At 47.0% G+C, this 23,461-nt stretch carries 18 protein-coding genes and 1 pseudogene; 8 read left to right on the top strand and 11 right to left on the bottom strand.

Translation table 11 applies throughout. The features are described from left to right. Window positions 1-3 precede the first annotated feature (3 nt). The 3 genes from AC27IB_RS15010 to AC27IB_RS15000 form a co-directional block, all read right to left on the bottom strand. On the bottom strand, window positions 4-1,857 hold the full coding sequence (locus AC27IB_RS15010) for a phytoene desaturase family protein (protein WP_487121926.1): 1,854 nt from the start codon (window positions 1,855-1,857) through the stop codon (window positions 4-6). 20 nt (window positions 1,858-1,877) lie between these two features. Continuing rightward, the gene (locus AC27IB_RS15005) at window positions 1,878-2,369 is read right to left on the bottom strand and encodes a cupin domain-containing protein (protein ID WP_487121924.1); all 492 of its coding nucleotides are present in this window, start codon (window positions 2,367-2,369) and stop codon (window positions 1,878-1,880) included. A gap of 204 nt (window positions 2,370-2,573) precedes the next feature. Further along, window positions 2,574-5,009, bottom strand: coding sequence for a TonB-dependent receptor (locus tag AC27IB_RS15000; RefSeq protein ID WP_487121922.1), 2,436 nt, complete (start codon window positions 5,007-5,009; stop codon window positions 2,574-2,576). Between the two features lie 376 nt (window positions 5,010-5,385). Between AC27IB_RS15000 and AC27IB_RS14995 the strand changes: the two genes are divergently transcribed. Continuing rightward, window positions 5,386-6,180 carry an SDR family NAD(P)-dependent oxidoreductase gene (locus AC27IB_RS14995; RefSeq protein ID WP_296049119.1) on the top strand — a complete coding sequence of 265 codons (795 nt, stop codon included), beginning with the start codon at window positions 5,386-5,388 and terminating at the stop codon, window positions 6,178-6,180. Between the two features lie 53 nt (window positions 6,181-6,233). On the opposite strand, the gene AC27IB_RS14990 is transcribed toward AC27IB_RS14995, so the two are convergent. Genes AC27IB_RS14990 through AC27IB_RS14970 form a run of 5 tightly spaced genes read right to left on the bottom strand, consistent with a single transcriptional unit; the run spans window position 6,234 to window position 10,200 of the window. Continuing rightward, the gene (locus tag AC27IB_RS14990) at window positions 6,234-6,650 is read right to left on the bottom strand and encodes a VOC family protein (RefSeq protein WP_487121919.1); all 417 of its coding nucleotides are present in this window, start codon (window positions 6,648-6,650) and stop codon (window positions 6,234-6,236) included. Between the two features lie 9 nt (window positions 6,651-6,659). Continuing rightward, entirely contained in the window at window positions 6,660-7,433 is a 774-nt protein-coding gene (locus AC27IB_RS14985; protein ID WP_296049122.1) for an SDR family NAD(P)-dependent oxidoreductase, read from the bottom strand. Window positions 7,434-7,443: 10 nt separating this feature from the next. Beyond that, a complete protein-coding gene (hisD, locus tag AC27IB_RS14980) occupies window positions 7,444-8,772 on the bottom strand; it encodes a histidinol dehydrogenase (RefSeq protein WP_296049123.1) in 1,329 nt (442 codons plus the stop codon). A 37-nt stretch (window positions 8,773-8,809) separates the two neighbouring features. Next, window positions 8,810-9,820: a LacI family DNA-binding transcriptional regulator gene (locus AC27IB_RS14975; protein WP_487121917.1), complete on the bottom strand. Its 1,011-nt coding sequence runs from the start codon at window positions 9,818-9,820 to the stop codon at window positions 8,810-8,812. Between the two features lie 2 nt (window positions 9,821-9,822). Then, a complete protein-coding gene (locus AC27IB_RS14970; protein WP_296049127.1) occupies window positions 9,823-10,200 on the bottom strand; it encodes an antibiotic biosynthesis monooxygenase family protein in 378 nt (125 codons plus the stop codon). Window positions 10,201-10,439: 239 nt separating this feature from the next. On the opposite strand from AC27IB_RS14970, the gene AC27IB_RS14965 reads away from it, so the two are divergent. The 7 genes and pseudogenes from AC27IB_RS14965 to AC27IB_RS14935 all read left to right on the top strand — a co-directional run bounded on the left by AC27IB_RS14965 (window position 10,440) and on the right by AC27IB_RS14935 (window position 21,147). Beyond that, window positions 10,440-11,378: an NAD-dependent epimerase/dehydratase family protein gene (locus AC27IB_RS14965; RefSeq protein ID WP_296049128.1), complete on the top strand. Its 939-nt coding sequence runs from the start codon at window positions 10,440-10,442 to the stop codon at window positions 11,376-11,378. A gap of 20 nt (window positions 11,379-11,398) precedes the next feature. Then, window positions 11,399-12,181, top strand: a complete 783-nt coding sequence (locus AC27IB_RS14960; protein WP_487121914.1) for a siderophore-interacting protein — start codon at window positions 11,399-11,401, stop codon at window positions 12,179-12,181. Window positions 12,182-12,330: 149 nt separating this feature from the next. Next, window positions 12,331-13,398, top strand: a pseudogene (locus AC27IB_RS14955) (sulfatase-like hydrolase/transferase). A gap of 391 nt (window positions 13,399-13,789) precedes the next feature. Then, on the top strand, window positions 13,790-13,975 hold the full coding sequence (locus AC27IB_RS14950) for a hypothetical protein (RefSeq protein WP_487121912.1): 186 nt from the start codon (window positions 13,790-13,792) through the stop codon (window positions 13,973-13,975). Window positions 13,976-14,397: 422 nt separating this feature from the next. Beyond that, window positions 14,398-17,028, top strand: coding sequence for a TonB-dependent receptor domain-containing protein (locus AC27IB_RS14945; protein ID WP_487121910.1), 2,631 nt, complete (start codon window positions 14,398-14,400; stop codon window positions 17,026-17,028). 72 nt (window positions 17,029-17,100) lie between these two features. Next, window positions 17,101-20,448 carry a glycosyl hydrolase gene (locus AC27IB_RS14940; protein ID WP_487121908.1) on the top strand — a complete coding sequence of 1,116 codons (3,348 nt, stop codon included), beginning with the start codon at window positions 17,101-17,103 and terminating at the stop codon, window positions 20,446-20,448. Window positions 20,449-20,520: 72 nt separating this feature from the next. Then, window positions 20,521-21,147, top strand: a complete 627-nt coding sequence (locus tag AC27IB_RS14935; RefSeq protein WP_296049135.1) for a glutathione S-transferase family protein — start codon at window positions 20,521-20,523, stop codon at window positions 21,145-21,147. A gap of 28 nt (window positions 21,148-21,175) precedes the next feature. Here AC27IB_RS14935 and AC27IB_RS14930 read toward each other — a convergent pair whose 3' ends face one another. From AC27IB_RS14930 to AC27IB_RS14920, 3 genes are all read right to left on the bottom strand, one after another. Beyond that, on the bottom strand, window positions 21,176-21,661 hold the full coding sequence (locus AC27IB_RS14930) for a hypothetical protein (RefSeq protein WP_296049137.1): 486 nt from the start codon (window positions 21,659-21,661) through the stop codon (window positions 21,176-21,178). Window positions 21,662-21,744: 83 nt separating this feature from the next. Further along, window positions 21,745-22,632, bottom strand: a complete 888-nt coding sequence (locus tag AC27IB_RS14925; RefSeq protein WP_296049139.1) for an alpha/beta hydrolase — start codon at window positions 22,630-22,632, stop codon at window positions 21,745-21,747. A gap of 4 nt (window positions 22,633-22,636) precedes the next feature. Next, a complete protein-coding gene (locus tag AC27IB_RS14920) occupies window positions 22,637-23,461 on the bottom strand; it encodes a fumarylacetoacetate hydrolase family protein (protein WP_487121905.1) in 825 nt (274 codons plus the stop codon).

The following is a 23,461-nucleotide window of genomic DNA, read 5'->3' as shown; positions in this document are numbered from 1 at the left end:
TGTTTAGTCTTTGCCAAACAGCATGCCGATAATGGAAACAAGCTTTTTGGGTGTTATGGCCAGTTTCATTGCTCTGCGCAGGTCACCGGGTCCTAGACGAGCGACCAAAGGCATAGTCCCGAAGGTCTTTCCTTTAATGACGAGCTCATCGTCCTCGGTCTCTATGCTGTTTACCTGCATTAACTCCGCATCGTTCTCGTCAAATAAACGCATGGCGCCGTCCTTCGGTGCTGTTGAACGCGCTTTCTGACGAATTACCTCTTTGCCTTCGCCTGTCTGAAAGGTACTGTCAAAGTCCATTCCGAAATCTTCGAACATGACCATTGCTGCAGCGCGACCTGCGCCAACAACACCACCAGCAGGAGGCATTGAAGGACCTACCAGATAAAGGCTGTCCAGCCCGGGTATGCGGAACTGGCCTAAATCCGGAGTAGGGCGGTGACCCACACTTTGATAGAAATAGGGCGCTACACCATGTACATCGCCACGAACCATGGAGTTTGGTGAGTTACGTTCTAAATCCAGAGGTGAATAGAATTTATGGGCAACGATATTGTCGCTGTTTAAGTTAGAAACAAATTTACTTTGTTGCTGACGGCGAATTTCACCGTACTCTTCCTTGTACTCATCCCAGCGAGAGGTGCCTCCTTCGAAAAGCTCATAAGGTGCAAAGCCGGTACTGTGCCACATGCCTGCACCTTCAGGGACCCGGGTCGGATCGGTTTTCGATTCGTCATTGCCGGCGGAGAACATGATGTCAGTCAGTTCACCACGTTTTAATGCATCAAAGTCTCGCTGCATATCAGCCATGTTCTCGTGCTGACAGAGGGTCAGCATGATAGCTTTTTCCACATCTTTTTCTGGAGTGTGGAACTGGATTTGTTCGCGTAAATCATAATGAGAAACAAACAGACTGAACGCCGCCAGACTGGCATTTTCTGCACGTTTAAGAACGGGTTCCTGCACACCATCAACGAACTGACGGATTTTATGAGGATGCATGGAGCCGATGACGGCATCTTTAGCCATGATTTTTTCGCCGTCCATCAACTCAACGCCAACGGCTTTTCCGCCTGATACGAGGATGCGTTTAATTTCGCTGTTGTAACGAATTTCACCGCCGGTTGCATCAATGGCTTTGACCATGGATTCTGACAGTTTACCGGAACCACCCCAGGGCTGAGATACACCGTAGGTATGCATCAGGGCAGTAAACATGATGGTACCCATGCCTGTTCCCAGTTCATCCGGTAACTGAAGATTTTCAGACACCGCGCGGGCAATGTGCATTTTGACTTTGTCGTGAGTAAACCAGGTGTTGATAATCTCCAGGCTGCTACGTTGCATAAAGTCCATCATCAGACGGCCTTCTTCACTGCTGTCCAGCATCGCCATTAACGCACCAAGGGGAGGTTGTGGCTTGTACATGCCTGGCATAATCATAGGAAGCATGGTTTGACCTAGCTGAACGAATTTGCGATAGGCTTCTGCATCCTGAGGAGAAACTTTGGCCATACATTCGCAGGTTTTATCCAGGTCCTGATAAGTCATTAATACTGATTGATCAGCAAATATAGTTGCATGAGGCACATCAGAATACTTGTACTTCATGCCATATTTAGCGAACAAATCCAGCTCATCATTGGTGATCATGGGGTTAGCCTGGATCATGATGTGCACACTGGAATGCAGATCGTGATGATAGCCTGGTGTTAAAATTTGTTGGGTGGCAACACCGCCACCGGCGTAGCCATGACGCTCAAGCAGTAACACCTTTTTACCTGCTTTGGCTAAATACGCACAGGTTGTCAGGCTGTTGTGGCCCGCACCCATGGCAATTACATCATAATTGGACATCTGAAAACGCTCCTGACTGCTTAAGGGTGTTTTTCTGGAAGAGGTTCGCCATTCACTTCAGCTGCAGTAGCTTCAGTTAAAATGAACACAATTCTGCATACTTCGGTTTCACTGGGGTTACGCCACAGGTGAATAGTGCCTCGTTGCACGACGATATCACCCGCGCCCAGCAGGGTTATTTGCCCATCGTCCAGCTCAAGTTCTAACTCACCACACATCACAATGCCGTAATCAAGGCTGTTGGTACGATGAAATGGAGACTCCTTGCCGGGCAACATATCGACGACGCGTATGACAGAGCCACCGTTAAGTGTTAAACCGGCATCACGTAAGCGACCATCAGTTTCGTCATTGTTGTCTACCGGAAGGTCAGGCGCAGTCCAGATTAGCGCAAACTCTGCGTCACCACTTTTGACCAGTTTGGTTTCGAATTTTTGATCATCTTTAAAAATTGCTTTGCCGTCTTTATTGTGTCCGGTCACTACACGGCGCACGTCATTTAGTCTACCCATTAACGTCTCACTTTCATATCTGTAACATGTATCTAATAAAATAGCAGTGTAAATGCTTCACCTGAGTTCACAAATTCGTTGTGCTGATAGCACTTATTGCGGTAACAAATGAATATTTTATTTAGTAAATACAGTTTGTTAGAGGTGGTTTTGGTTCTCCCCCCGTCCTAAATTTTTTCGCGAACGGGGGGGAACCATTTGAGATTAAAAGTGTACTGTAGCCCGGATGCCGTAGGTCATATCCAGACCGTACTGGCCCATAGCTACCCCTAATAACGGGGTCTGAGTAGAGGTCAGTCGGTGCTTGTCTTCCAGGTTGTGAGCAAACAGGCCAACGGTCCAGTCACCATCAACGTCTTCCAGGGTCACGTTAATATTAGTGGTTGAATAGGCCTTGATGTTTTCATGGGCAAGGTTATTAAAACCAGACACCTGATCATCCTGCCAGCGTGTATCCAGCGCCAGTACCAGGTTCATTGTATTAAATGGCACTACGTGTTCTACGCCGAGTTGATAGGACCATTCAGGTGAGTAGATTGACTGATTACCAGAACAATCAAATTCCATTACCGGTGTACCATCATCCAGAGCCCCCACTACATCCATCGGGCAGTTTATATTGTGACGAGGTGGCGACGTGGTAAATTTCAGATCATCATAAGTTGCTTTCAGATACTGTACTTTGGCTGTAATCGTTGTGTTTTCAGTCGCACGCCAAAGTGCGTCAACGTCAAACCCCTTGTTGGTTGAGGCGCCGACATTCGTAGTAGTATTTTCCAGAACGTTTTGCTCATTCACGTTGAAGTATGAAATCTGCTGGTCTTCATAATCCCAGTAAAACGCTTCGACATTTAACTGTAGAGAGCCATCCAGGAAGATATTGTTTGCACCCAGCGTATACGCTTTAATGAACTCTGACTCATAAGGCTCATTCGTAGCGGGTTGCAGGCCGCCTGAGCGATAACCGGTTGCCAGGGTCATATAAAGCATTGAATCGTTGGTTATGTCCCACTCATAAGAAATCTTGAAGGTTGGCTCGCTATCGGAGTAAGACGTATCCGTTACATTGATTGCGTTAAGAATTTGACCGACACCGTTATCCAGTGGAATCAGATAACCCGGCGGAATTTCAATAAAGTTGCTGGCCCAGCCATTATCCACTAACCACTGGCTGGCTTCAGCCGGTGTATCAAGCGTTGGATAATGCGGTAAGTTACCCTCAATATGACAGCCTTGTTCAAAAGAGGCCGGAGGCGTTATTAAAGCTGGTGGTAAGCCACCACAGAATGTGATGAAGTTATTCATCTCACCGGTAAGTTCTTTTTCGTCCTTAGTAAAACGAGCCCCGCCAATTAAGCGCATTTCATCGTTTATATGATAAGTCAATTCGCCGAAAATGGCTTTAGAGGTACCGCTGGAGGTATAGTCCTGAAACGGCAGCACAAACTCCTGGTTAAAGGTATTATTACCGGTCAGGTCTTCATCGAAATAATATAAACCAGCGATGTAATCGATGTTATCGCCAACCATGCCTGCAAATCGTAATTCTGCAGATCGTTGCTCAGCTGAATTCTGCCACCAACCGGAATTAAAGCCCGGACCTACAAAACGTGAATCCTGTTCTGATTTACGCCAGGCAGGTATAAAGGTCATGGTAAAATCTTCACCGCGATAAATGAGTTCCGCGTTAATTCCTTTTAGTGTTGCATCGGTATACAACTCATCGCCGTCAATCGAATTCAGGTAACCAAAACCCGGGGCGGAAAGCACGCCATTCCGGTAAGCATTGGACGCCTCAGAAGCAGGGCCTTCGGTCACATCCAGCCCACTGGGAATATAATTAAAATCAGGATCGTATGCGCCCATAGCTTGTGTATTAAAGCCGACACCACCAATGTCTGTCATATCACCAGCGATGCGCAGACTCCACTCATCACCAAACTCATGCAGGTACTGTACTCTCACAGTGGTGCGATCATCATCATTGGTGCCATCTTTATTGATACCATCGCGGCTTATCTTATTTGCCGCAATGCGCACCGCGCTGTTTTTACTAACGGGAAGGTTAAGTGCGCCACTGATATTGGAGGCCCCGTAATTACCCAGTAACCCCGAGACAAAACCTGATGTTTCTTCCAGCTTGGGCTTTACAGGAACAAGGTTTAAAACACCGCCGGTAGCATTCTTGCCATATAAGGTTCCTTGCGGACCTTTAAGTACCTCAACACGGGCCAGGTCGAAAAAACCGCCAATTGCCGTTGCACTGCCGCGGGCGAGTGCGACGCCGTCATAGGTAAGGATAATGGCTGGATCAAGGTAGTTGTTGTTCGCTTTGTTACCCACACCACGCATATAAACCTGTGAGGCAATACCACCGCTATTGGTAATAGTCAAAGCGGGAACAAGGGTAGCAAGTTCAGCAGCACTGGTAATGTTTTCTTTCGCCAGGCGGTCAGCGCTAATCGCATCTATCGCCATACCGGTTTCTTGTAACGACTGTTCTTTAAAATTAGCCGTTACGACAATTTGCTCGACTTCTGTTGCTTTACTTTCTTTTGTATTTTCTTCCTGAGCCAGAGCCATGGTGGAATTAGTAAGTAAAGCGACAGCCACTGATGCTGACAAGTGTTTTAACTTCATAGTGTTTTCCTGCATTGAAATTAACTATTGTGGCGCTGGACATTGTTATTTTTTTTAACCGGTCAGACTTCTGACAGAAGTTTAGACTGCCCGGCAGGTTGTCCTGATAATGCCTGTATTACTGGCACTGCCCCACATTCTCTGAATAAATTGTTTACACAATATTCACAAGCTGAACGCTAAAGCAGTTAACAATATTTTAAAAATTGGTAGTTCGGATAGTCGATATTTGTCGATGCGATAACACATATATACTGCAAGGTGTGGCGGCCTATTTTGGAGATGAATTTAGTGTATTGATAAATCGGATTGTTAAATTAATGTTTGTTGTCTGGCCCTTTGATAATCTGACAAAAAAGAGTACTTAGGGTTTACTATGGAACAAAATGACAAGCTTAGGATTAAGAAAGGGGATCGGCTGAAAGGTAAGATTGCCTTGGTAACCGGTATCGGTAGTGGGATAGGCAAAGGTTGTGCACTGATGTTTGCCCGTCAGGGAGCAATCGTTGTAGGGACAGATCTGAATGCACCAGGCGCTCAGAATACGGTTGCTGAAGCCGCTGAGGAAGGGTTAACCATTCACTTTTCCCAAGCGGTAGACCTTACTGACGAAAGCCAGGTAAATAAGATGGTTGATCAGGTCGTTGCGGAGCATGGAGCGCTGCATATTCTGGTTAATGCGGCGGCTACCGCCGTTTTTAAATGGATTGAAGAATTGGATTATGCAGAATGGCAGTTGACATTGCGTGCTGAACTGGACTCGGTATTTCTGGTATGTAAGGCAGCCTGGCCGCATTTAAAAGCGAGTGAGTCGGGCTCGATCATTAATTTTGCATCGGCTAATGCCTACATGGCACTGGATGGCTCGCCGGCCCTGGCACACTGTGCTGGCAAAGGCGGCGTGTTGTCACTTACCCGTCAACTGGCGATGGAAGGCGGACCGTTTAAACTGCGTGCCAATACTATTTCTCCGGGATTAATTGTTACGGGCGCCACAGCGCCAGTTATCGAGCAACCGGGATTTCTGGATGCTGTGATGGCGAAAAATATGCTGAAACGGTTAGGACAGCCTGAGGATATCGCCTGGTGCGCGGTTTATCTGGCCAGCGACGAAGCTTCTTTTGTGACCGGCGCAGATTTTTCTGTTGATGCCGGTGCCATCGCCTGGTAATTGAAACGACAAAGGGATGAAAGCTTCATCCCTTGTTACTGCAGTGTCATTTTTTAAGGTTTGTTTTCTTCAACAAATTCAATCAGGTTACCTGCACAATCGCGGATAAAGCAACCTTTACCAAATTTCTCACGCACCACAAAAGCAACGTCTGCTTTTTTTTCTTCCATAACGGTTAAAAACGCTTCCAAATCGTCCACAATAAACGCGACGTGTTTGTTTCCGTGGGTTTTTACATCAGATGGCGGGTGACGGCGTTCCTCAGGCAAGGGGGAGGCACCGGCGACCTCAAAAATTTCAAAACGAAGCGGGCCACGTTTTACCATGGCAACATGGGCGTTAGCTGCTTCAATAAAAAAGCGCCGCTCCAGTTCAAATCCCAGGGTGTCGCCATACCAGGCGATTGCTGCGTCCAGATCCGGTACGCTAACGCCACCATGGTGAAATGAAAACTCAGGTATATTACTCATTACTTATCTTTACTCTGCAGTCCAGCCACCGTCGACCACCATACTGGTGCCAGTCATTAAGGTTGATGCATCACTGGCCAGAAAGACAGCTGCTCCCATTAAATCCTGTACATTACCAATGCGTCCAATCTTAATTTTCTCCAGGACTGAGGCTAAAAAGGCTTTGTCCTCGAAAAATGGTTTGGTGAGTGGCGTTTCAATGAAGGTGGGAGCAATGGTATTTGAACGGATGCCATACTGGGCTAAATCCAGCGCAAAGGCTTTATTCATACCTTCCATTGCCCATTTAGAGGCACAATACAAGGAACGGTTGGGGCCGCCCACATGCCCCATTTGTGAACCAATGTGAATTAATGAGCCTTTAATTTCAGCGTCAATCATCTTTTTAACACAGGCCTGAGCGACGAAAAAGGCGCTTTTCAAATTGAGATCCAACACCGCATCGTAATCGTCCTGGCTAACTTCCATCATAGGCTTGGGGCGGTTAGTCCCCGCATTGTTTACCAGGATATGAAAGGCATCGCGTTCTTCAAAAAAGCGGTCAACGGCAAATAGATCGCTGACATCCAGTGTAACAGCACTTGCGCGACCGCCGCAGGCGTTGATAGCGTCAGCGACGGCGGTAATTTCGCCTTCGCTGCGCGCCACCAGAGTTACCTCGGCTCCCATTTCTGCCATACCGGCAGCAATGGCAGAGCCAATACCGCGGCCGGCACCGGTTACTATTGCCCGTTTTCCCGACAAACTAAAACTAGGCATTGCTGGAAGCTCGACAGTACTCATGGTGTTCTCCTTAGGCTTTGGTTTTATCGCTCGGTGATGCAGTACCTGCGTAAGGTACGTCCTGCTGACCATAACGACGAACACGCAGGTTAGCTTGTTCACCATGACCAGCAAAACCTTCCAGTCCACAAAGACGTGAACAATACTCACCTACCAGTGCGGATGCTTCATCCGTGGTCACTTTTTGGTAAGTACAGGTTTTCAGGAATTTACCGACCCACAGACCGCCGGTATAACGCGCTGATTTTTTGGTTGGCAGCGTATGGTTAGTACCAATCGCTTTATCGCCATAGGCTACGTTGGTACGTGGGCCGAGGAATAAAGCACCATAGTTCGTCATATTATTCAGGAAATAGTCCGGATCCTGAGTCATAACCTGTACGTGTTCGCTGGCAATGTCATCGGCAATTTGTACCATCTCTTCGTAGCTGTCTGCGACAATAACCTCACCATAGGTTTCCCAAGCTTTGCGGGCATGATCCGCAGTCGGTAGAACTTCCAGCAGACGTTCAATTTCCGCCATGGTTTCGCGAGCCAGTTTTTCGGAGTTGGTCAGCAGTACTCCCGGGCTGTCGGGACCATGTTCTACCTGACCCAGAATATCCGTTGCACACATTTCGCCGTCAACGGATTCATCAGCGATGATTAAGGTTTCAGTTGGACCTGCGAACAGATCAATACCAACACGACCGTAAAGCTGACGCTTCGCTTCGGCAACAAACGCGTTACCCGGACCTACCAGGATATCAACCGGTGAAATCGACTCTGTACCGAGTGCCATTGCGCCAACAGCCTGGATACCGCCCAATGCGTATATTGCATCAGCACCCGCAAGAGCCTGTGCGGCAACGATTGCCGGAGCGGGTTTCCCTTTAAAGGGTGGGGCACAAGTGATAACACTTGGTACACCAGCGACTTTCGCAGTAATAACCGACATATGGGCAGATGCCAGAAGAGGGTATTTACCGCCAGGTACATAACAACCAGCAGCGTTTACCGGAAGATTTTTATGACCAAGTATCACACCTGGCATGGTTTCAACTTCTACGTCTTTCATTGAATTACGCTGAATTTGGGCAAAGTTACGTACTTGTGTTTGAGCGAATTCGATGTCTTTTAAATCCTGAGGTGACAGGGTATCGATGCAAGCCTGAATTTCAGCGTCAGTCAAACGGTAATCTTCCCGATCCCAGTTATCAAATTTAATTGACAGCTCGCGTACTGCTGCATCACCGCGAGCATCTATGTCGGCCAGAGTGCCTTCTACGATGTCACGGACCTTACGGTCCACGTCTGCTTTATATTCAGCGGCGGCGCCGCGTTTTAGCCAGGTTGCCATTTTCTTCTCCAAGGTTAATGTAGGGTACAGGGAGCCGCTAATAATTAGCGTCTGTACTGGATCTCAAAATTAAATTACCTTTCACCACGGTGTGAACCGCTTCATCAAGGTTGATTTGTGACAGTACTCTCTCTACAGCATGACCAATGAGTTCATGAAGTGGTTGTGAGTAAGTCGTTAAGTCATAACCAGGCCACTGAGCTTGTGGAATATCATCAAAGCCCACCACACCAATGTCTTTGCCTGGTTCCAGTGAAAATTCGTAGCGTGCGACATCGATGGCCGCCATGGCCATATGATCGTTAGCGCAGAAAACGGCATCAGGGCGGTCACCTTGCTCAAGCAGTTTCCGCATTGCCTGCATGCCGCCAGTACGGTTAAAGTGGCCCACAACGCGCATTGGTTTTGATCTTCCTAAAGCAATCAAAGCATCGATGAAGGCCTGTTCCCGATCGCGGCTGGTAGAAGAGGTTTCAATGCCGGCCATAAATGCAATTCGCTGATACCCATTATCGACCAAATGCCGGGCGATCAGTCTTGCACCATGTTGGTTATCCCCGATGACCGAACTGCATCGTTTTACATGGCTTATACGGTTAACAAAGACCACCGGTATGCCAGCGGCCTGGCAACGTTCGGCCAGAGACGATGAGAGGGTGGTAGCCATCAGAATCAATGCGTCAACCCGATAATTAAGCATGTCTTCAATGGACGTGTCGGCCTGTTGATTTGCTTCACCGGTGAAAACCAGTGTTTTATGACCGTGGACGTCCAGTTGCTTTGTTAAGGTGTCCAGAGCCAGTGGAAAAAAAGGGTTTTCCATATTGCCCAGTACCACGCCTATCAACTGCGAACGGCCGCGTAATAAGGAACGGGCCAGTTGATTGGGCCGGTAGCCCAATTCCTCTGCAGCCGCCATGACTTTTGCCCGGGTTTTGGCTGATATGCTGGCACCGTTGGTGAATGCTCTTGACACCGCAGATTGTGAAACACCGGCTAACCGGGCAACGTCCATGGCAGCAGGCACATTTTTAACGCTGATTGTCACGGTTAGAATCCTGCTACCACCAGTTCCAGGTGATATACCTTTGGTGGCTCAGTAAAAAATGGCCCTGCTAGTGAACGCCAGGCCTGAAATCCGGCTGATTCACGAAATGTCACCATATGCGCCTCAACACTTTCCCAAGCGACAATCAACCGGTATTGACCTGAGTGCTCGATAACTTTTTCGAGTCGCAGTGCGTGACAACCTTCTGCTGCCTGAAAGTGAGGTGCGGCCTCGTTAACCGCTTGTTCAAATGCCTGCATATCCTGCGGGGAGACGGTTAGTTCAGCGACTTCATGAATCATCATTTTATCCCGTTGAAAATAAAACAAATATTTAACATTTGTTTTGGCTACTCTGGCAAAAATGAAGTGTTGTTTCACCCATAAATACCTTCGGTGAGAATATTTAAACTATATACAAAACAGTAACTAATAATTTTTAGATGTGATTGCATAGCTATGCAAAATAGTGCGCCTGAGGATGAAGTCTGTCAATTGGAACAGGGGATAATTCGCATTGCAATTATTAATAGAATGTATCGGTAAAACGAATGAGGCATTAATAAAGGGGGCGTTTATGATAGTGCATATGACATGATGTACGTATTACGGGAGTAAGTATGAAGCGGGTTATTGTGACCGGTGCAGGTGGTTTTGTTGGCAGGCAGTTATGTGAGGTATTGGCAAAGCAAACCGACTGGCATTTAGTGCTAATTGATAATGTGCTATCGCATCTTACTTTGCCTGCGGAAAGAGTAACACTAATAGAAAACAGTCTGCAGGGCCCCGGCGTGCTTGATGAAGTGTTTGCCAGCCCATGTGATATTTTATTTCATTTGGCTGCGGTTCCGGGCGGGGCGGCAGAACAGGATCCTGCACTGTCTAAAGCGGTTAACCTTGATGCAACCCTCGCGATGTTTGAACGTGCTGCCGCCCAGGACAACTGCCCGCGAATTGTATTTACCAGCACCATTGCTGTTTTGGGGGCGCCCATGCCAGAAGTGGTTGATGATGCCAGCCCAATAGTGCCAGCCATGACATATGGCGCTCACAAGGCTATGGTAGAACTGGCTTTGGCTGATTTAAGTCGCAGAGGTTTGGTTGATTCAGTAGCTGTACGCCTGCCGGGTATCATTGCCAGACCGCTGGCAAAGAACGGCTTGAAATCGGCGTTTCTAAGTAATGTTTTTCATCTGTTGGCCTGCAAAGAGCCTTTCATTTCACCGGTTTCAGAACAAGCTACAATGTGGTTAATGTCCGTTCAACAATGTGCATTAAACTTGTTTCATGCCAGTCAGCTAGACAGTGCTTTGATGCCGACTAACCGGGTGGTCACTTTGCCAGCGTTGAGAGTGGGGATGACTGAACTGGTAGAAGAGATCGCAGAGCAAACTGGAGCCGATTTGTCGTTAGTCTCATGGCAACCGGATCCGGGGTTAGAAGAAGGCTTTGGAAAGCAGCCTCCATTATTTACTCCTGGAGCTGAAAACGCAGGGTTCGAAAGGGATAAAACACTAAGTGTGCTGGTGGCTAATGGATTGTTACTGACATCAGCCTGAGTTCCAGAAAGTTGAGTAGTATGAAAAAAACTAATCGTTATGTATTAACAGTCCATTCGGTTAATTCCCTTTGTGCGGGGATGAAACGCATTGTCTTTACTGGCAAGGATTTACAACCGTTTGCCAACACGCCGCCCGGCAGCTATTTAAAGCTGTTATTTAATCAATTTGGTGAGCCGGTACATTGCACTCTTGACTCTAAGCAGAAACTTTTAGTGCGCACTTATACGGTACGTCATTTTGACCAGCAACATCAGTTACTCACTATCGACTTTATGCTGCATGGTGGCACGGTTGAAGATGGGCCAGCTTCCTATTGGGCAAGTACTGCCACAATCGGCGACAAGATAGCGGTACAAGGCCCGGGCTTTTCGAAAAATATCTCACAGCAGGGTGACTGGGTGTTACTGATGGGAGATCTGACTGCATTACCCGCGATTAGTGCTCAGGTTGAAGCCTTAGCGGCTGACTCTCAGGGATATGTGATTCTGGCTGTTGAAGATGAGATTACAGACCTCCGTATTACCACGCCACCAGGTATCCAGATTATACAAATTAAAGCTGAAGACCATCATGCGCTTGCCAGTGCACTGCATGATATTGAATGGTTATCTGGCTTGCCATCAGTCTGGGCGGCCTGTGAATTTTCGTCTATGCGGGTGATACGCTCTGAACTGGATGAACAATTTAAGATCCCACGCAGTCAGGTTTACCTCACCAGTTACTGGAGAAAAGGACGCTCAGAAGATCAACACAAAATTGATAAGCGTCAGGATATGGAAGACTACAGTACTCTGCGATAGTAATCGTTTGGCCACTTTTCAACCCGAACCACCCCTATTAATTGTTAATTTAATGTAGCCTGTTTGTAATTCTGATTATTCATTTGATGCCTACATAGATAATCTCTTCTTCATGACGCTAATATTTGTGACTATCTGGGGAAGAAATTATGAAGTTAAAAATGATAGTGGGCTGTGCAGTGAGTATTCTGAGCCTGACCGCCTGTAATAATGAGCAGCCCGGCGTAGAAGTTGATTCGGTATCCCCGACTGACGTTACCAGACAGCCTAACTTATTACTCATCGTTGCAGACGATCTGGGTTTTGCTGATATCGGTGTTCATGGCAGTCGAATCAAAACGCCTAACCTTGATGCGCTGGCAGGAAGGGGCACTGTATTCTCTCAATTTCATACCGCGCCAATGTGTGCGCCAACCCGGGCAATGTTATTAAGCGGTAATAACAATCATATCGCTGGTATAGGCAACCAACTACCATCTAAAATCCTCGATAATACGCCGGGTTTTGAGCATCATTTGTCTGACCGCATTGTGCCTTTTCCAAAACTCCTGCAAGAAGCCGGATATAATACCTAGATGGCCGGTAAGTGGCATTTGGGATATTCCACGCAATACAGTCCTGCCAGCGCAGGCTTCAAACATTCCTGGGCACTGGAAGATGGTGGCGGTAATCACTTTGACGGACGTGGTTTCATGGCTGAAGACAGCCGTTATTATGATGATGGCAACTTAACTTCCTGGCCGGCACGGCAATATTCCACAGACTTTTATACCGATAAAATAATTAGTTACCTCGAGAAGGACAAAAAGGAAGATAAGCCTTTCTTTATTTACGCTGCCTACACCAGTCCGTACTGGCCATTACAGGTTCCTGAAGATGAGTTAAACCGTTATAAAGGTGCTTATGATGAGGGCTATGAGGCTCTAAGAAAAGAAAACCTGCAAAATCTCAAAAAAGCAGGTTTAATTCCCGAAAATCAGACTCTCTCAGAGCTTCATCCAACAGTGCAACCCTGGCGTTCACTCACTGCGGATGAGCAGGCCCGCGAATCCCGGAAAATGGAGCTATATGCTGCCATGGTGTCCAATTTGGACGACAACATTGGCCGTTTACTTGAGTACCTTGCTGAACGTGGTGAACTGGAAAATACGCTGATTGTGTTTATGGGGACAATGGTGCAGCGCCTTCAGATTTATACAACCGAGGTCCTTTCGTAAAAGCACTACGCAATAAGTATAATAATGACGATTTAGCCGATTACGGAAAAGCCGATACGTTTTTGAGTTTGAGTTACCCGTGGGCGGAAGCTTCTGCTCCGTTTAAGTATACCAAGGGTTATACCACCGAAGGCGGGATAAGAGCTCCGTTTATTGCCGCTGGTCCCATGGTGCGGGATGACAGTGTTAACAGTGCTTATTTTACGGTGATGGATCTGGCTCCAACCTTTTTAGCACTGGCTGGTACGACTTACCCTCAAAATCAGAAACACCAGTTGTTAGGTACCTCTTTAGTCCCGATGTTTAGTGGTGAAACGGCATCGGCACATGCTGATGACTATGTCACGGTGCTTGATCATAACAATCGTGCTTTGGTGCGTCAGGGAAACTGGTGGCACAGGAAGATTCTTATGCCGAAAATGGCTTTGCCCTGTACAACCTGATGGATGACCCTGCCGAAAGTGTAGATGTAAAAGATGACTTTCCCGATTTTTATCATTCACTTATAGCTGCCTGGCAAAATAAAACCCAGCAATATGGCATTAAAGCCATTTCGGATAAAGTGATGATGAAATAAAGAGTCCCAGTTAGTTTGATTCGCTAAGTTAGTGTTTAAATTACACGCCGTGAACTGTTCTGGTGACGGCGCGTTCGTCAATTATCCCCATTTTTTGCAACACAAACCCGTATTACAAACAATCTGCAGTTAGACAGCTAAGGGATTTTCAGAGAAAACCACAGGCATAAATAATGACTTATCCTATTAAATATGATTGTTAATGATTATTTTAGCTTGGATGTGGATAAATATTCTGAGTATTTATTGAAAAAATAGAGGACTCGATAGCCCCACAACTCCTTTAAACGTGCGCAATACAGATTATGTATAGACTGAAGCTATACTTGGTGGAAAATTAATTATTTTACTTTTATGTTGCGGTTGTTAGATTTTTGTGAATGAAGCTGATTGAAACAACAATTTTACAAAGAGAAAACAACATGAAGCAGCGCACACTGGAAAGAAATAAAATCGCATTGTCTGTTTTACTAGCAATGCAATGTTCGAGCGGAAACGTTTTTGCACAACAGGACAATGGCACTGCAAAAACAGAAGAGGCTCAAGTTGAAGTCATTTCTGTAACGGGTACTCTTATTGAGGGTGTCAATCCGGTTGGTTCCAATGTGATTGGTCTTAATCAAGAAAAGATTATAGAGCAGGGTGTGACATCTGCTACCGACGTACTTCGCCGGATTCCGCAAATGGATGCGTTTAATGAAGTACCTGAAAATACCCTGAGTTCTTCCATTCCCTTTGAGCCGCCACAAATTCGTGGGATTGGTGGTTTAAGTGGTATGGCGACACTGGTATTACTTAATGGCAATCGTTTAGTGCCAGTTGGCCCGCTAAACTGGGTAGATTCTTCTATGATCCCTGCCAGCTTGTTAGAGCGGGTTGAAGTTATTCCTGATGGCGGTTCTTCAATATATGGGTCGGATGCGGTTGCCGGGGTGATCAATTTTATTCCGAAGAAAGACATGGAAGGCGGAGAAATCAGTGTGCAGTATGGCATGGGCCATGGTGACTATGATCGTATCGATGTTTCAGGCGGTTTTGGTCATAGCTGGAGCAGTGGTAATCTTGTTGCTGCTTTCTCTTATGGTGACCGTAGTGCCATGTTTGGTAAGGAACTGGATTACATCAAAGAAGATTTAACCAGTCAGGGCGGTGCAGACTATCGTTCTACCGGATGTAACCCCGGTAATATCCTGTTGGATAATACCTTGTATGGATTACCGGGCGTTGATGCAGCGAACCCTAATTACTGTTCAACTTATGATGAACAGTCATACTATCCTGAAGAAGAACGTTATTCATTATTTACGAATTTAAATCAGGAGTTGGCTAAGGGGCTTACCGTTGATGTACTGGCTTATTACTCACGTCGTGATGCCGTGGATTATGATCCGGCTGACGTGCGTACCTCAGCAGAAATTACCTCAGCAAATCCTTATTTTGTAGCGGTAGGTGATGAAACGTCGAATACCGTCGCTTTTAGCTATGAAGATGTATGGGGGAAAGCTGGTCAGAATCCTTCAGTCTATGAACAGTGGCAGGTCACACCAACCTTAACATACCAGTTGACTGATTCGTGGAAACTAAAAGGCACGCTTAACTATGGTAAAAGTGAATCGACTTATCATGATTATAAAATCAATTCTGAAGCGCAAATGGCCGCCCTGAGCGCGACAAGTGCAGATTCGGCGCTTAATCCATATGATGTCAGTCAGACCAGTGCATCAGTACTGACTTCAATTGCCGATTGGCAGGAGTTTACGTTATCCAAGCAGGAACTCGCTGAAGCCAAGTTAATCGCTAATGGTGAACTTTTCGATATTACTGGCGGAACGGTGCGAGCAGCAGTGGGTAGTGAGTATCGTGAAGAATCCTTCTATCAGGAAGTGGATACAGGCATGGCATCTGCTCCGGCAACTTCCTCTGTACGTGATATTGATCGAAGCGTTAAATCACTGTTCGGTGAATTGTATTTACCGCTAATCAGTGATGATAATGCACTGCCTTTGATTCAACATCTGGATGTCTCATTATCGGCACGTTACGACTCCTATAACGATGTGGGTTCAACAACCAATCCAAAGGTTGCTGTTACCTGGAATCCTAGTGAGAACGTGACCGTTCGTGGTACCTGGGGTACGTCATTCCATGCGCCGGCACTGGCAGATTTAGCAGCACCACTGCAATATGAATTATTCCTGCCATTCAGCCCGTTCCGCGCTTCTGACAGTCCGTTTGTGCCAGACTTTTTTAAACCTTCATTTTTATTATCCGGTGCGTCTGAGGGTATAGAGCCAGAAAATGCAGAAACCATGTCATTAGGGACAGACTGGTATGTATCTGATGATTTAAAAATGTCACTGACTTACTGGAGCGTAAAATACGAAGATCGTCTGGATCAAAACGCCGGTTTCTTCTTCGGTCCTTCGTACTACGACGAAGAAGTCAACCAGGACTATTTCATTCTTGGCCCGACTTCAGCAGAAGAAGTCATTGCGAAGTTTGGTGAATTTCCGGTAGCGGGTTTTGATAGCCTGGATACGTTGTTCGCGGTCTTCGGTACACCTTATGTAGTATCGGATCAGCGAAAAGCAAATATGGGTGCTTATGAAGTGAATGGTCTCGACTACTCAGTTCAGTATTATACTGATACTTCACTGGGTGACCTCGACGTTAACCTGAGCGGCACTTATATCATGAACCGTGACAAGGAAAATGTGAAAGGCGCGGGTTTCAATGACACCTTAACACTAGGAGATTTCAACAGCCCGATCTCTGCACTGAATAGTGTTGCCACCGTTGGGTTACGTAATGGTGACTGGTATATGTCAGGAACCGTTTATTACCGTGGTAAGGCAGAAGTTGGCGCTGAAACGATTGATTCCTTTACCACGTTGTCCTTGTTCACAAGTTACGACATTAGTATGGATACTCAGGTGTCCTTCAATATTGATAACGTACTGGATCAGGACCCTCCGTTTCGCCTGATTGATGAAGGTGTTGCTTATAAGAGTATGGGTAGATTTATGTCGGTAAGTTTAAGAACCCGCTTTTAAGTCATTAATTCGTATCGAGGCTGGCCAGATTTGCCAGCCTTTTTTCATTTCTATCACATAACAGGATTCACTATGCGATTTTCATTTCTTCCTCTCAGCCGGGCTATCCGGGCGGTGTTAGTAGGTGGTGCTATGGCGTCATTGTCGGCAGTGGCCGGTTCTCTGAGCGATACAGATTTTGAGCAACCTCCGCAGTATGCCAAGCCTCTCGTATGGTGGCATTGGATGAGTGGTAATGTGACTGAATCTGGTATCGCAAAGGATATGGCCTGGATGAACCGGGTCGGGATTGGCGGGGTGCAAAACTTTGATGCCCATTTAATGACGCCCAAAATTGTCGAGACGCCAGTAAATTACATGAGCGATGACTGGCAGAAAAAATTTCAGTTTGCGTTAGCCAAAGCGCGTCAGTATGACTTTGAATTCGGTATCGCTGCTTCTCCTGGCTGGAGTGAAACTGGCGGCCCTTGGTTACAACCCAAAGATGGTATGAAAAAAATCACCTGGAGTGAGACCTATGTAACTGATGGTTCGAAAAAAGCCATCAAATTGATTCAACCACCTCAGTCAACAGGGGTATTTCAGGATTATGCTCAGGGCACTGAAATGTTTCAGGACGAGAGTCACTCAACTGAACACGGCCCTCATTACTATGAGGATATTGCGGTCTATGCAATTCCTGTCACTGCAGAGACGGTGGACATTACCAACGTTACTACCAGTTACGGTGAGCCGCTGTCTTTAGCTTTAATGCTGGACGGCTCTTATACTACTGGCGCGACCACGGTATCCGGCCCGGATGAAGCCCTGGCCATTACTTTTGATTTGGGGGAAGTCCGTACCTTACAAAGCGCCTCGTTTGCTATGCCTATTCCAGGCATGTTCCTGCCTGCGGCTTTTGCACCGGTGGTTCAGGCTAGTGCGGACGGAAAACAGTTTACTGATGTTGCAGAGTTTGTGGTGGAAACCAGTGTGCAGAAAACCGTGTCGTTTGCACCGGTTCAGGCTCGTTATATGCGCCTCGTGATGCGTGCCAATCCCAATGGGAAATTTGAATTGCCATCTTCAACAGCACCAGGCTCAGCACCACCGCCAGGGTTTAAATTACCCACTGGTGAGCCACAGGTATCTCCTGTTAATCTGTTAGAAGTGGCATTTTACGAACAATCTCGGGTTCATCGCTTTGAGGATAAAGCAGGCTTTGGCATTGCTGAAGACTATTATCCGCTCTCTTATCAGCAAAGCGCCGAGGGGATCCCCGCCAGTGAGATAATAAATGTCACTGATGCCTTGCAAGATGACGGCACGCTTACCTGGCAGCCCCTGAAAGGAACCTGGAAAATCTTGCGGGTAGGTTATTCATTAACCGGTAAAGAAAATCATCCAGCCACCCCTGAGTCAACAGGCCTTGAGGTAGATAAATACGATCCCGTTGCGGTAAGAGCTTATCTTGAGCATTACCTGGGTAAATATGCTAAAGCCAGCGGTGAATACCCATTAGGGGAGGGGGTTCAGGCCCTGCTGAATGACAGTATTGAAATAGGTCCATCAAACTGGACACCTGCGATGTTCGCAGAGTTTAAGGTTCGACGTGGGTATGATCTGCATCCGTGGTTACCCGTGCTCACCGGTGTGGTGGTGAATAATGCTATGGACAGCGATAAGTTTTTGTTTGACTTTCGCCTGACTCTCGCAGAAATGATTGCTGATAATCATTATGGCGTGATCAGTGACATACTCGATGAGCACAATATGCTGCACTATTCGGAAGCGCTTGAGAATGGCCGCCCCGCTTTAGGTGACGGCATGCGTATGCGTCGCACTGCCGATATCCCCATGGCGGCCATGTGGTCATTTGATACGAAGAAAAAAATAGGTCCTGCCCCTCAGTATTGGTCGGATATTCGTGAAGCCGCTTCGGTTGCACATATTTATGGGCAAAATAAGGTGGCTGCTGAATCCCTGACTGCTGCGGCGTCTCCCTGGGCTTTTTCGCCACGGGATTTACAGCCCATGATCGATATGGAGTTTGCGTTAGGTGTAAATCGTCCGATTATTCATACCTCAGTCCATCAGCCACTGGATAACGCTCCGGGCCTTAGCTTGTTTGTTTTTGGCCAGTACTTTAACCGCTTGGATACCTGGGCGGAGTTTGCCAAACCCTGGGTAACCTATATCAGCCGCAATACTTATATGCTGCAACAAGGTCGCTTCTTCGCTGACGTGGCGTATTTTTATGGTGAAGAAACACCCCTTACGGCATTGTATAACGACAAGCCAGCGCAAGATGTGCCTCGTGAAAATGGCTTCGATTATGTTAATGCGGATATCATTCGTGATCTTCTGAGTGTAGAGAATGGCCAGTTAGTCACGCCAAGTGGTCAGCGTTATCAGGTGTTGTACTTAGGCGGTACCAGTCAGTATATGAGCTTATCGGTCCTGAAAAAGCTGGCAAAGCTTGTACAAAAAGGCGCTACTGTCGTGGGCCGTAAACCACAGGCATCACCCTCGTTACAGGATGATTCGGATGAATTTTCTGCATTGGCTGACGCCCTGTGGTCAGGTAAAACCGGTAAAGGCAGAGTGATTGAAGCTTCTGATATCACATTGGGGCTAAAAAAGGCACAAGTCAGTGCTGATTTTAGTTATGACGCCGAGCATGATGATACCGAGATGTTCTTTGTACACCGCCAAACTGAAAGCGAAGACATTTACTTCTATACTCATCGCCAGAACCGTACTGAAGCAGTTACTCTGCACTTCGCTGTGACGGGCAAAACGCCTTATCACTACAATGCGGTAACGGGGGCAATTACTGCTGTCGACTATAAACAGGTGGGTGGTTTTACCGAAATCAAACACGTACTTGCCCCGTTCGAATCCGGCTATATCGTGTTTAGCGATGATGCCCGGGCTACTGAACGCCAACCATCTAATCCCAGCAACCTTGTATCACTGGATAATGAGTGGACAGTAAGCTTTCAGACCGGGCGAGGAGCACCGGTTGAACCGATAACAATGCGAGCCGGTGACTGGGCTGAAAGTAGCGATGGCCGTATTAAGTATTTTTCTGGTACCGCGACCTATCAACAAACCGTCGAGATAACTACATTACCGAAAGGCAAAGCGCTGATTCTGGACTTGGGTGATGTCAGAGAGCTGGTGGAAGTCAGTGTAAATGGCAAGGTAGTGGAGACGCTCTGGAAACCGCCTTATCAAGCGGATGTCACGGATTACCTGTCAACAGGCAGCAACAGCATTACGCTCAAAGTGACCAATCTCTGGGTCAATCGCCTTATTGGCGATGTTCAACCTGGTGCCAAAGACACTTACACATTTACCACTTTACCTACCTATATTCCGGAAGCTCCTCTACGGAAATCGGGGTTGTTGGGGCCAGTCAGTATCCTAAGTCAGTAACTTTGTGAACCAAAGGGGCGTAATGCCCCTTTGTTGTTTTATTTACACAACCTATTTTTTACGGAGAAAACCATGCAAACAATTACGCTGTATGCTTCGCCGGGCGCCTGTTCACTGGTCACGCTTATCGCCCTTGAATATGGAAGTGTTGCTTACGAAGCTAAGCCAGTTATTTTGGCCAAAGGCGAGCACAAACAGTCGCACTATATGGCGTTAAACCCAAAGTCCAAAGTCCCTGCATTACAGGTTGGTCATCGGGTTATCACCGAAACTCCGGCCATCTTGATGTGGTTACACTCTCAGTGCAAAGAGCGACCGCTATTTCCCCAACATGTTGATCAGACACAATACTTAAGTGACCTGAGTTATCTTGCTTCCGGTATTCATCCGCTGGTTACACGCTGCTGCCGTCCGGATTTGCTGGCAGATGAGCAGGCTACTAGTGTAGTGAAATCGAAGGCCAGTTTGGCTCTGGAGCTACCCTTGCAACAGCTCGATGAACACTTGGCCGCAAACAACTGGTGGTACGGCGACACCTGGTCAGTACTCGACGCTTACTGGTTTTGGGTCATCAGGCGACTGAGTGGGTGTGGGTATGAATTGTCCAGGTTCTTTAATGTCAGTAATTATTATCAAATTATGCAGTCACTGGATGCAGTAGTAAGAGCAGTGAGTAAAGACGAATCGCTGCAGCGTTAAATAAGTTGCCTGAATAACAGGAGGTCAGTTAAGCCTCCTGATTTTCTGCATAATCACGTAGTGCGCAGAGTAGGGCAATATAAGAAACGATCCCGCCTAACAGGACTCCCCAAAGGGTTTTTATAATCGCGGCAACTGTAAACGACAAACTGCTTACCAATAATGACAAAACGGTAAATATCACAACCGAAAGAATGGCTGCAATTACGGCAAATAGCAGTGCTCTAAGGACGGGCATGACAGGCAGAGGCGATGATGAATCAGTCGGCGCTGCCTGGATATTACCGGCCTGGATGCGTTTACGGGTAAGAAAAGACGGAAAAAAAGCGCCCATAAAGCCAATCGCAAACCCCTGCGGCAGGCTGTCAAGCAATAGACCCTGTTCACCTGCGGTGGACACATGGGCTTGCCCCGAAAAAATTAAAAAGACAAACAAAACACTGAATAAACCGTTGATGATGGCCCCAACCAGGGTTTCTATTGTGACATAACGGCGTTGTGCAGGTGTGAGCATTATCTGATCCTCAGGGTTGGAATATTGACCGATCTGTCGGGTAAACGACAGATCGTTACGAAAAGTAAGTTTAAAGCTGATTATTAGGTCAGGCGGGCGTTAATATAAGTCATGATTTCATCGGCCAGGCGGGTGTCGGAAGTACCGAGATGGCCTGCAATGGAGTAATGATTGTGACCAGACAGGACCAGTGTGCGATCCTGCTTATGCTGAACTGTCAGACGTTGCTGAACTAACCCCATCCATTCTTGTTGAAACCGCTGAGGATCATGTTCACTACAGGCAATAAAAAGCGGTAAGGGACAACTCACCAGAGAGGGAAGGGCCATTCTATTTGGATATAAGGCGGGTTCGCCGTAATAGTGAGTGTCGCGATCATCCAGCGGCGTGACGCCATAAAGGCCGGAAAGAAACAGCAGTCCTCTTACCTCCTGTTGCTGGGGATAGAGTTGGTTATACGTAGCAACGTGGTTTGCACCTGCGGAAGTGCCGATAAGGAATAACTTTTCAGGATTGCCTCCCCAGTCAGCTACATTTTCTTTTAACCAGGTAACCACTTTCGCCAGGTCTTCGCCACCAGAAGGCCAGGTAAATTCAGGTGCAAGACGATAGTTAATAACAACTCCAAGCATATTTCGCTCAGCAGCCATTCGGCCAACACAAGCGTTATACCAGCGAGACTCATCGCCTTTATCACCCTTCAGAAAGCCGCCACCATGAGCGAAAATCAGTACCGGTAATCCAGCAGTAGGTTTTTCTGAATCACTGGCGATTAATGAGTGAGGCCCATAAATGTCGAGTCTGTGCCGGTCGTGTTCGCCATAGGCCAGATCAGTCGCGATGGCTGGATATTTTTCTGCCATGGCATTTTGCTCTTCATTAAATATGGCCAGCATACCCTCCATCATAGCAGGGCCAAGCTCCGTACCAAGTTCTTCTATAGCGCGACGAACCGACTCAGACTGCTGCATGGTATTACTCCGCGACGATGGTGTTGCTTAGCACACCCATTGGACCGATTTCCACACTGATAGTGTCTCCCGGTTTCATCCATAAAGGTGGAGTTCTCTTCGCGCCAACACCACCAGGAGTGCCGCTGGCAATCACATCACCTGGTTGCAGAGGCGTGAAGCTCGAAATATACGCAATCACGGTGGCGATAGGAAAAATCATATCACCGATGGGCTGTTGCTGAACAATTTCATCATTCAGACGGGTAGTCACATTGATTTCTGACAGATCACCGGCTTCATCAGTGCTTACCATGTAAGGACCAAAGGGGCCGGTAGTCGGGAAGTTTTTGCCTGGCGTAAACTGACGGCTGTGCCATTGCCAGTCTCTTACGGAAGCATCATTGAAGCAGGCGTAGCCAGCCACATGAGACATTGCATCGTCTTCACTGATGTAACGACCACTTTTGCCGATAATGACTGCCAATTCACCTTCAAAGTCCAGATCCGTTGATACCTTAGGCATTATGATTGGATGATCATGTGCATTCAGTGAATCAGCAAAGCGAACAAAAATAGAAGGGTAATCCGTTGGTGCGCGGCCGGTTTCTTTACGATGGGTTTCGTAGTTATGTCCAACACAGAACACTTTACCCGGATTAGGAATAACCGGTGCCAGAGTGACACTCTCTAAGGCGATGGTTTCATCGCTGCTTAAAGTACCCAGTGAACCTTCACTGATTGCAGACTTTAAATCGGCAGCCTGATTGCTGAGTACTTCAATTTGCTCGCCGTTTAAACGGCCAAAGCCTGCAGTACCATCGGCGTGAGTAAAACTAACATATTTCAT

It is taken from the genome of Alteromonas sp. 4NH20-0104 (assembly GCF_057547795.1).
This window is presented reverse-complemented; position numbering and strand designations above follow the sequence as displayed.

Excerpts from the sequence above, each read along its gene's own strand:
- AC27IB_RS15000 (WP_487121922.1), bottom strand. The coding sequence starts at position 5,009 with ATGAAGTTAAAACACTTGTCAGCATCAGTGGCTGTCGCTTTACTTACT.
- AC27IB_RS14935 (WP_296049135.1), top strand. The coding sequence starts at position 20,521 with ATGCAAACAATTACGCTGTATGCTTCGCCGGGCGCCTGTTCACTGGTC.
- AC27IB_RS14990 (WP_487121919.1), bottom strand. The coding sequence starts at position 6,650 with ATGAGTAATATACCTGAGTTTTCATTTCACCATGGTGGCGTTAGCGTA.
- AC27IB_RS14960 (WP_487121914.1), top strand. The coding sequence starts at position 11,399 with ATGAAAAAAACTAATCGTTATGTATTAACAGTCCATTCGGTTAATTCC.
- AC27IB_RS14920 (WP_487121905.1), bottom strand. The coding sequence starts at position 23,461 with ATGAAATATGTTAGTTTTACTCACGCCGATGGTACTGCAGGCTTTGGC.
- hisD (WP_296049123.1), bottom strand. The coding sequence starts at position 8,772 with ATGGCAACCTGGCTAAAACGCGGCGCCGCCGCTGAATATAAAGCAGAC.
- AC27IB_RS15005 (WP_487121924.1), bottom strand. The coding sequence starts at position 2,369 with ATGGGTAGACTAAATGACGTGCGCCGTGTAGTGACCGGACACAATAAA.
- AC27IB_RS14930 (WP_296049137.1), bottom strand. The coding sequence starts at position 21,661 with ATGCTCACACCTGCACAACGCCGTTATGTCACAATAGAAACCCTGGTT.
- AC27IB_RS14940 (WP_487121908.1), top strand. The coding sequence starts at position 17,101 with ATGCGATTTTCATTTCTTCCTCTCAGCCGGGCTATCCGGGCGGTGTTA.
- AC27IB_RS14985 (WP_296049122.1), bottom strand. The coding sequence starts at position 7,433 with ATGAGTACTGTCGAGCTTCCAGCAATGCCTAGTTTTAGTTTGTCGGGA.
- AC27IB_RS14995 (WP_296049119.1), top strand. The coding sequence starts at position 5,386 with ATGGAACAAAATGACAAGCTTAGGATTAAGAAAGGGGATCGGCTGAAA.
- AC27IB_RS15010 (WP_487121926.1), bottom strand. The coding sequence starts at position 1,857 with ATGTCCAATTATGATGTAATTGCCATGGGTGCGGGCCACAACAGCCTG.
- AC27IB_RS14965 (WP_296049128.1), top strand. The coding sequence starts at position 10,440 with ATGAAGCGGGTTATTGTGACCGGTGCAGGTGGTTTTGTTGGCAGGCAG.
- AC27IB_RS14945 (WP_487121910.1), top strand. The coding sequence starts at position 14,398 with ATGAAGCAGCGCACACTGGAAAGAAATAAAATCGCATTGTCTGTTTTA.
- AC27IB_RS14925 (WP_296049139.1), bottom strand. The coding sequence starts at position 22,632 with ATGCAGCAGTCTGAGTCGGTTCGTCGCGCTATAGAAGAACTTGGTACG.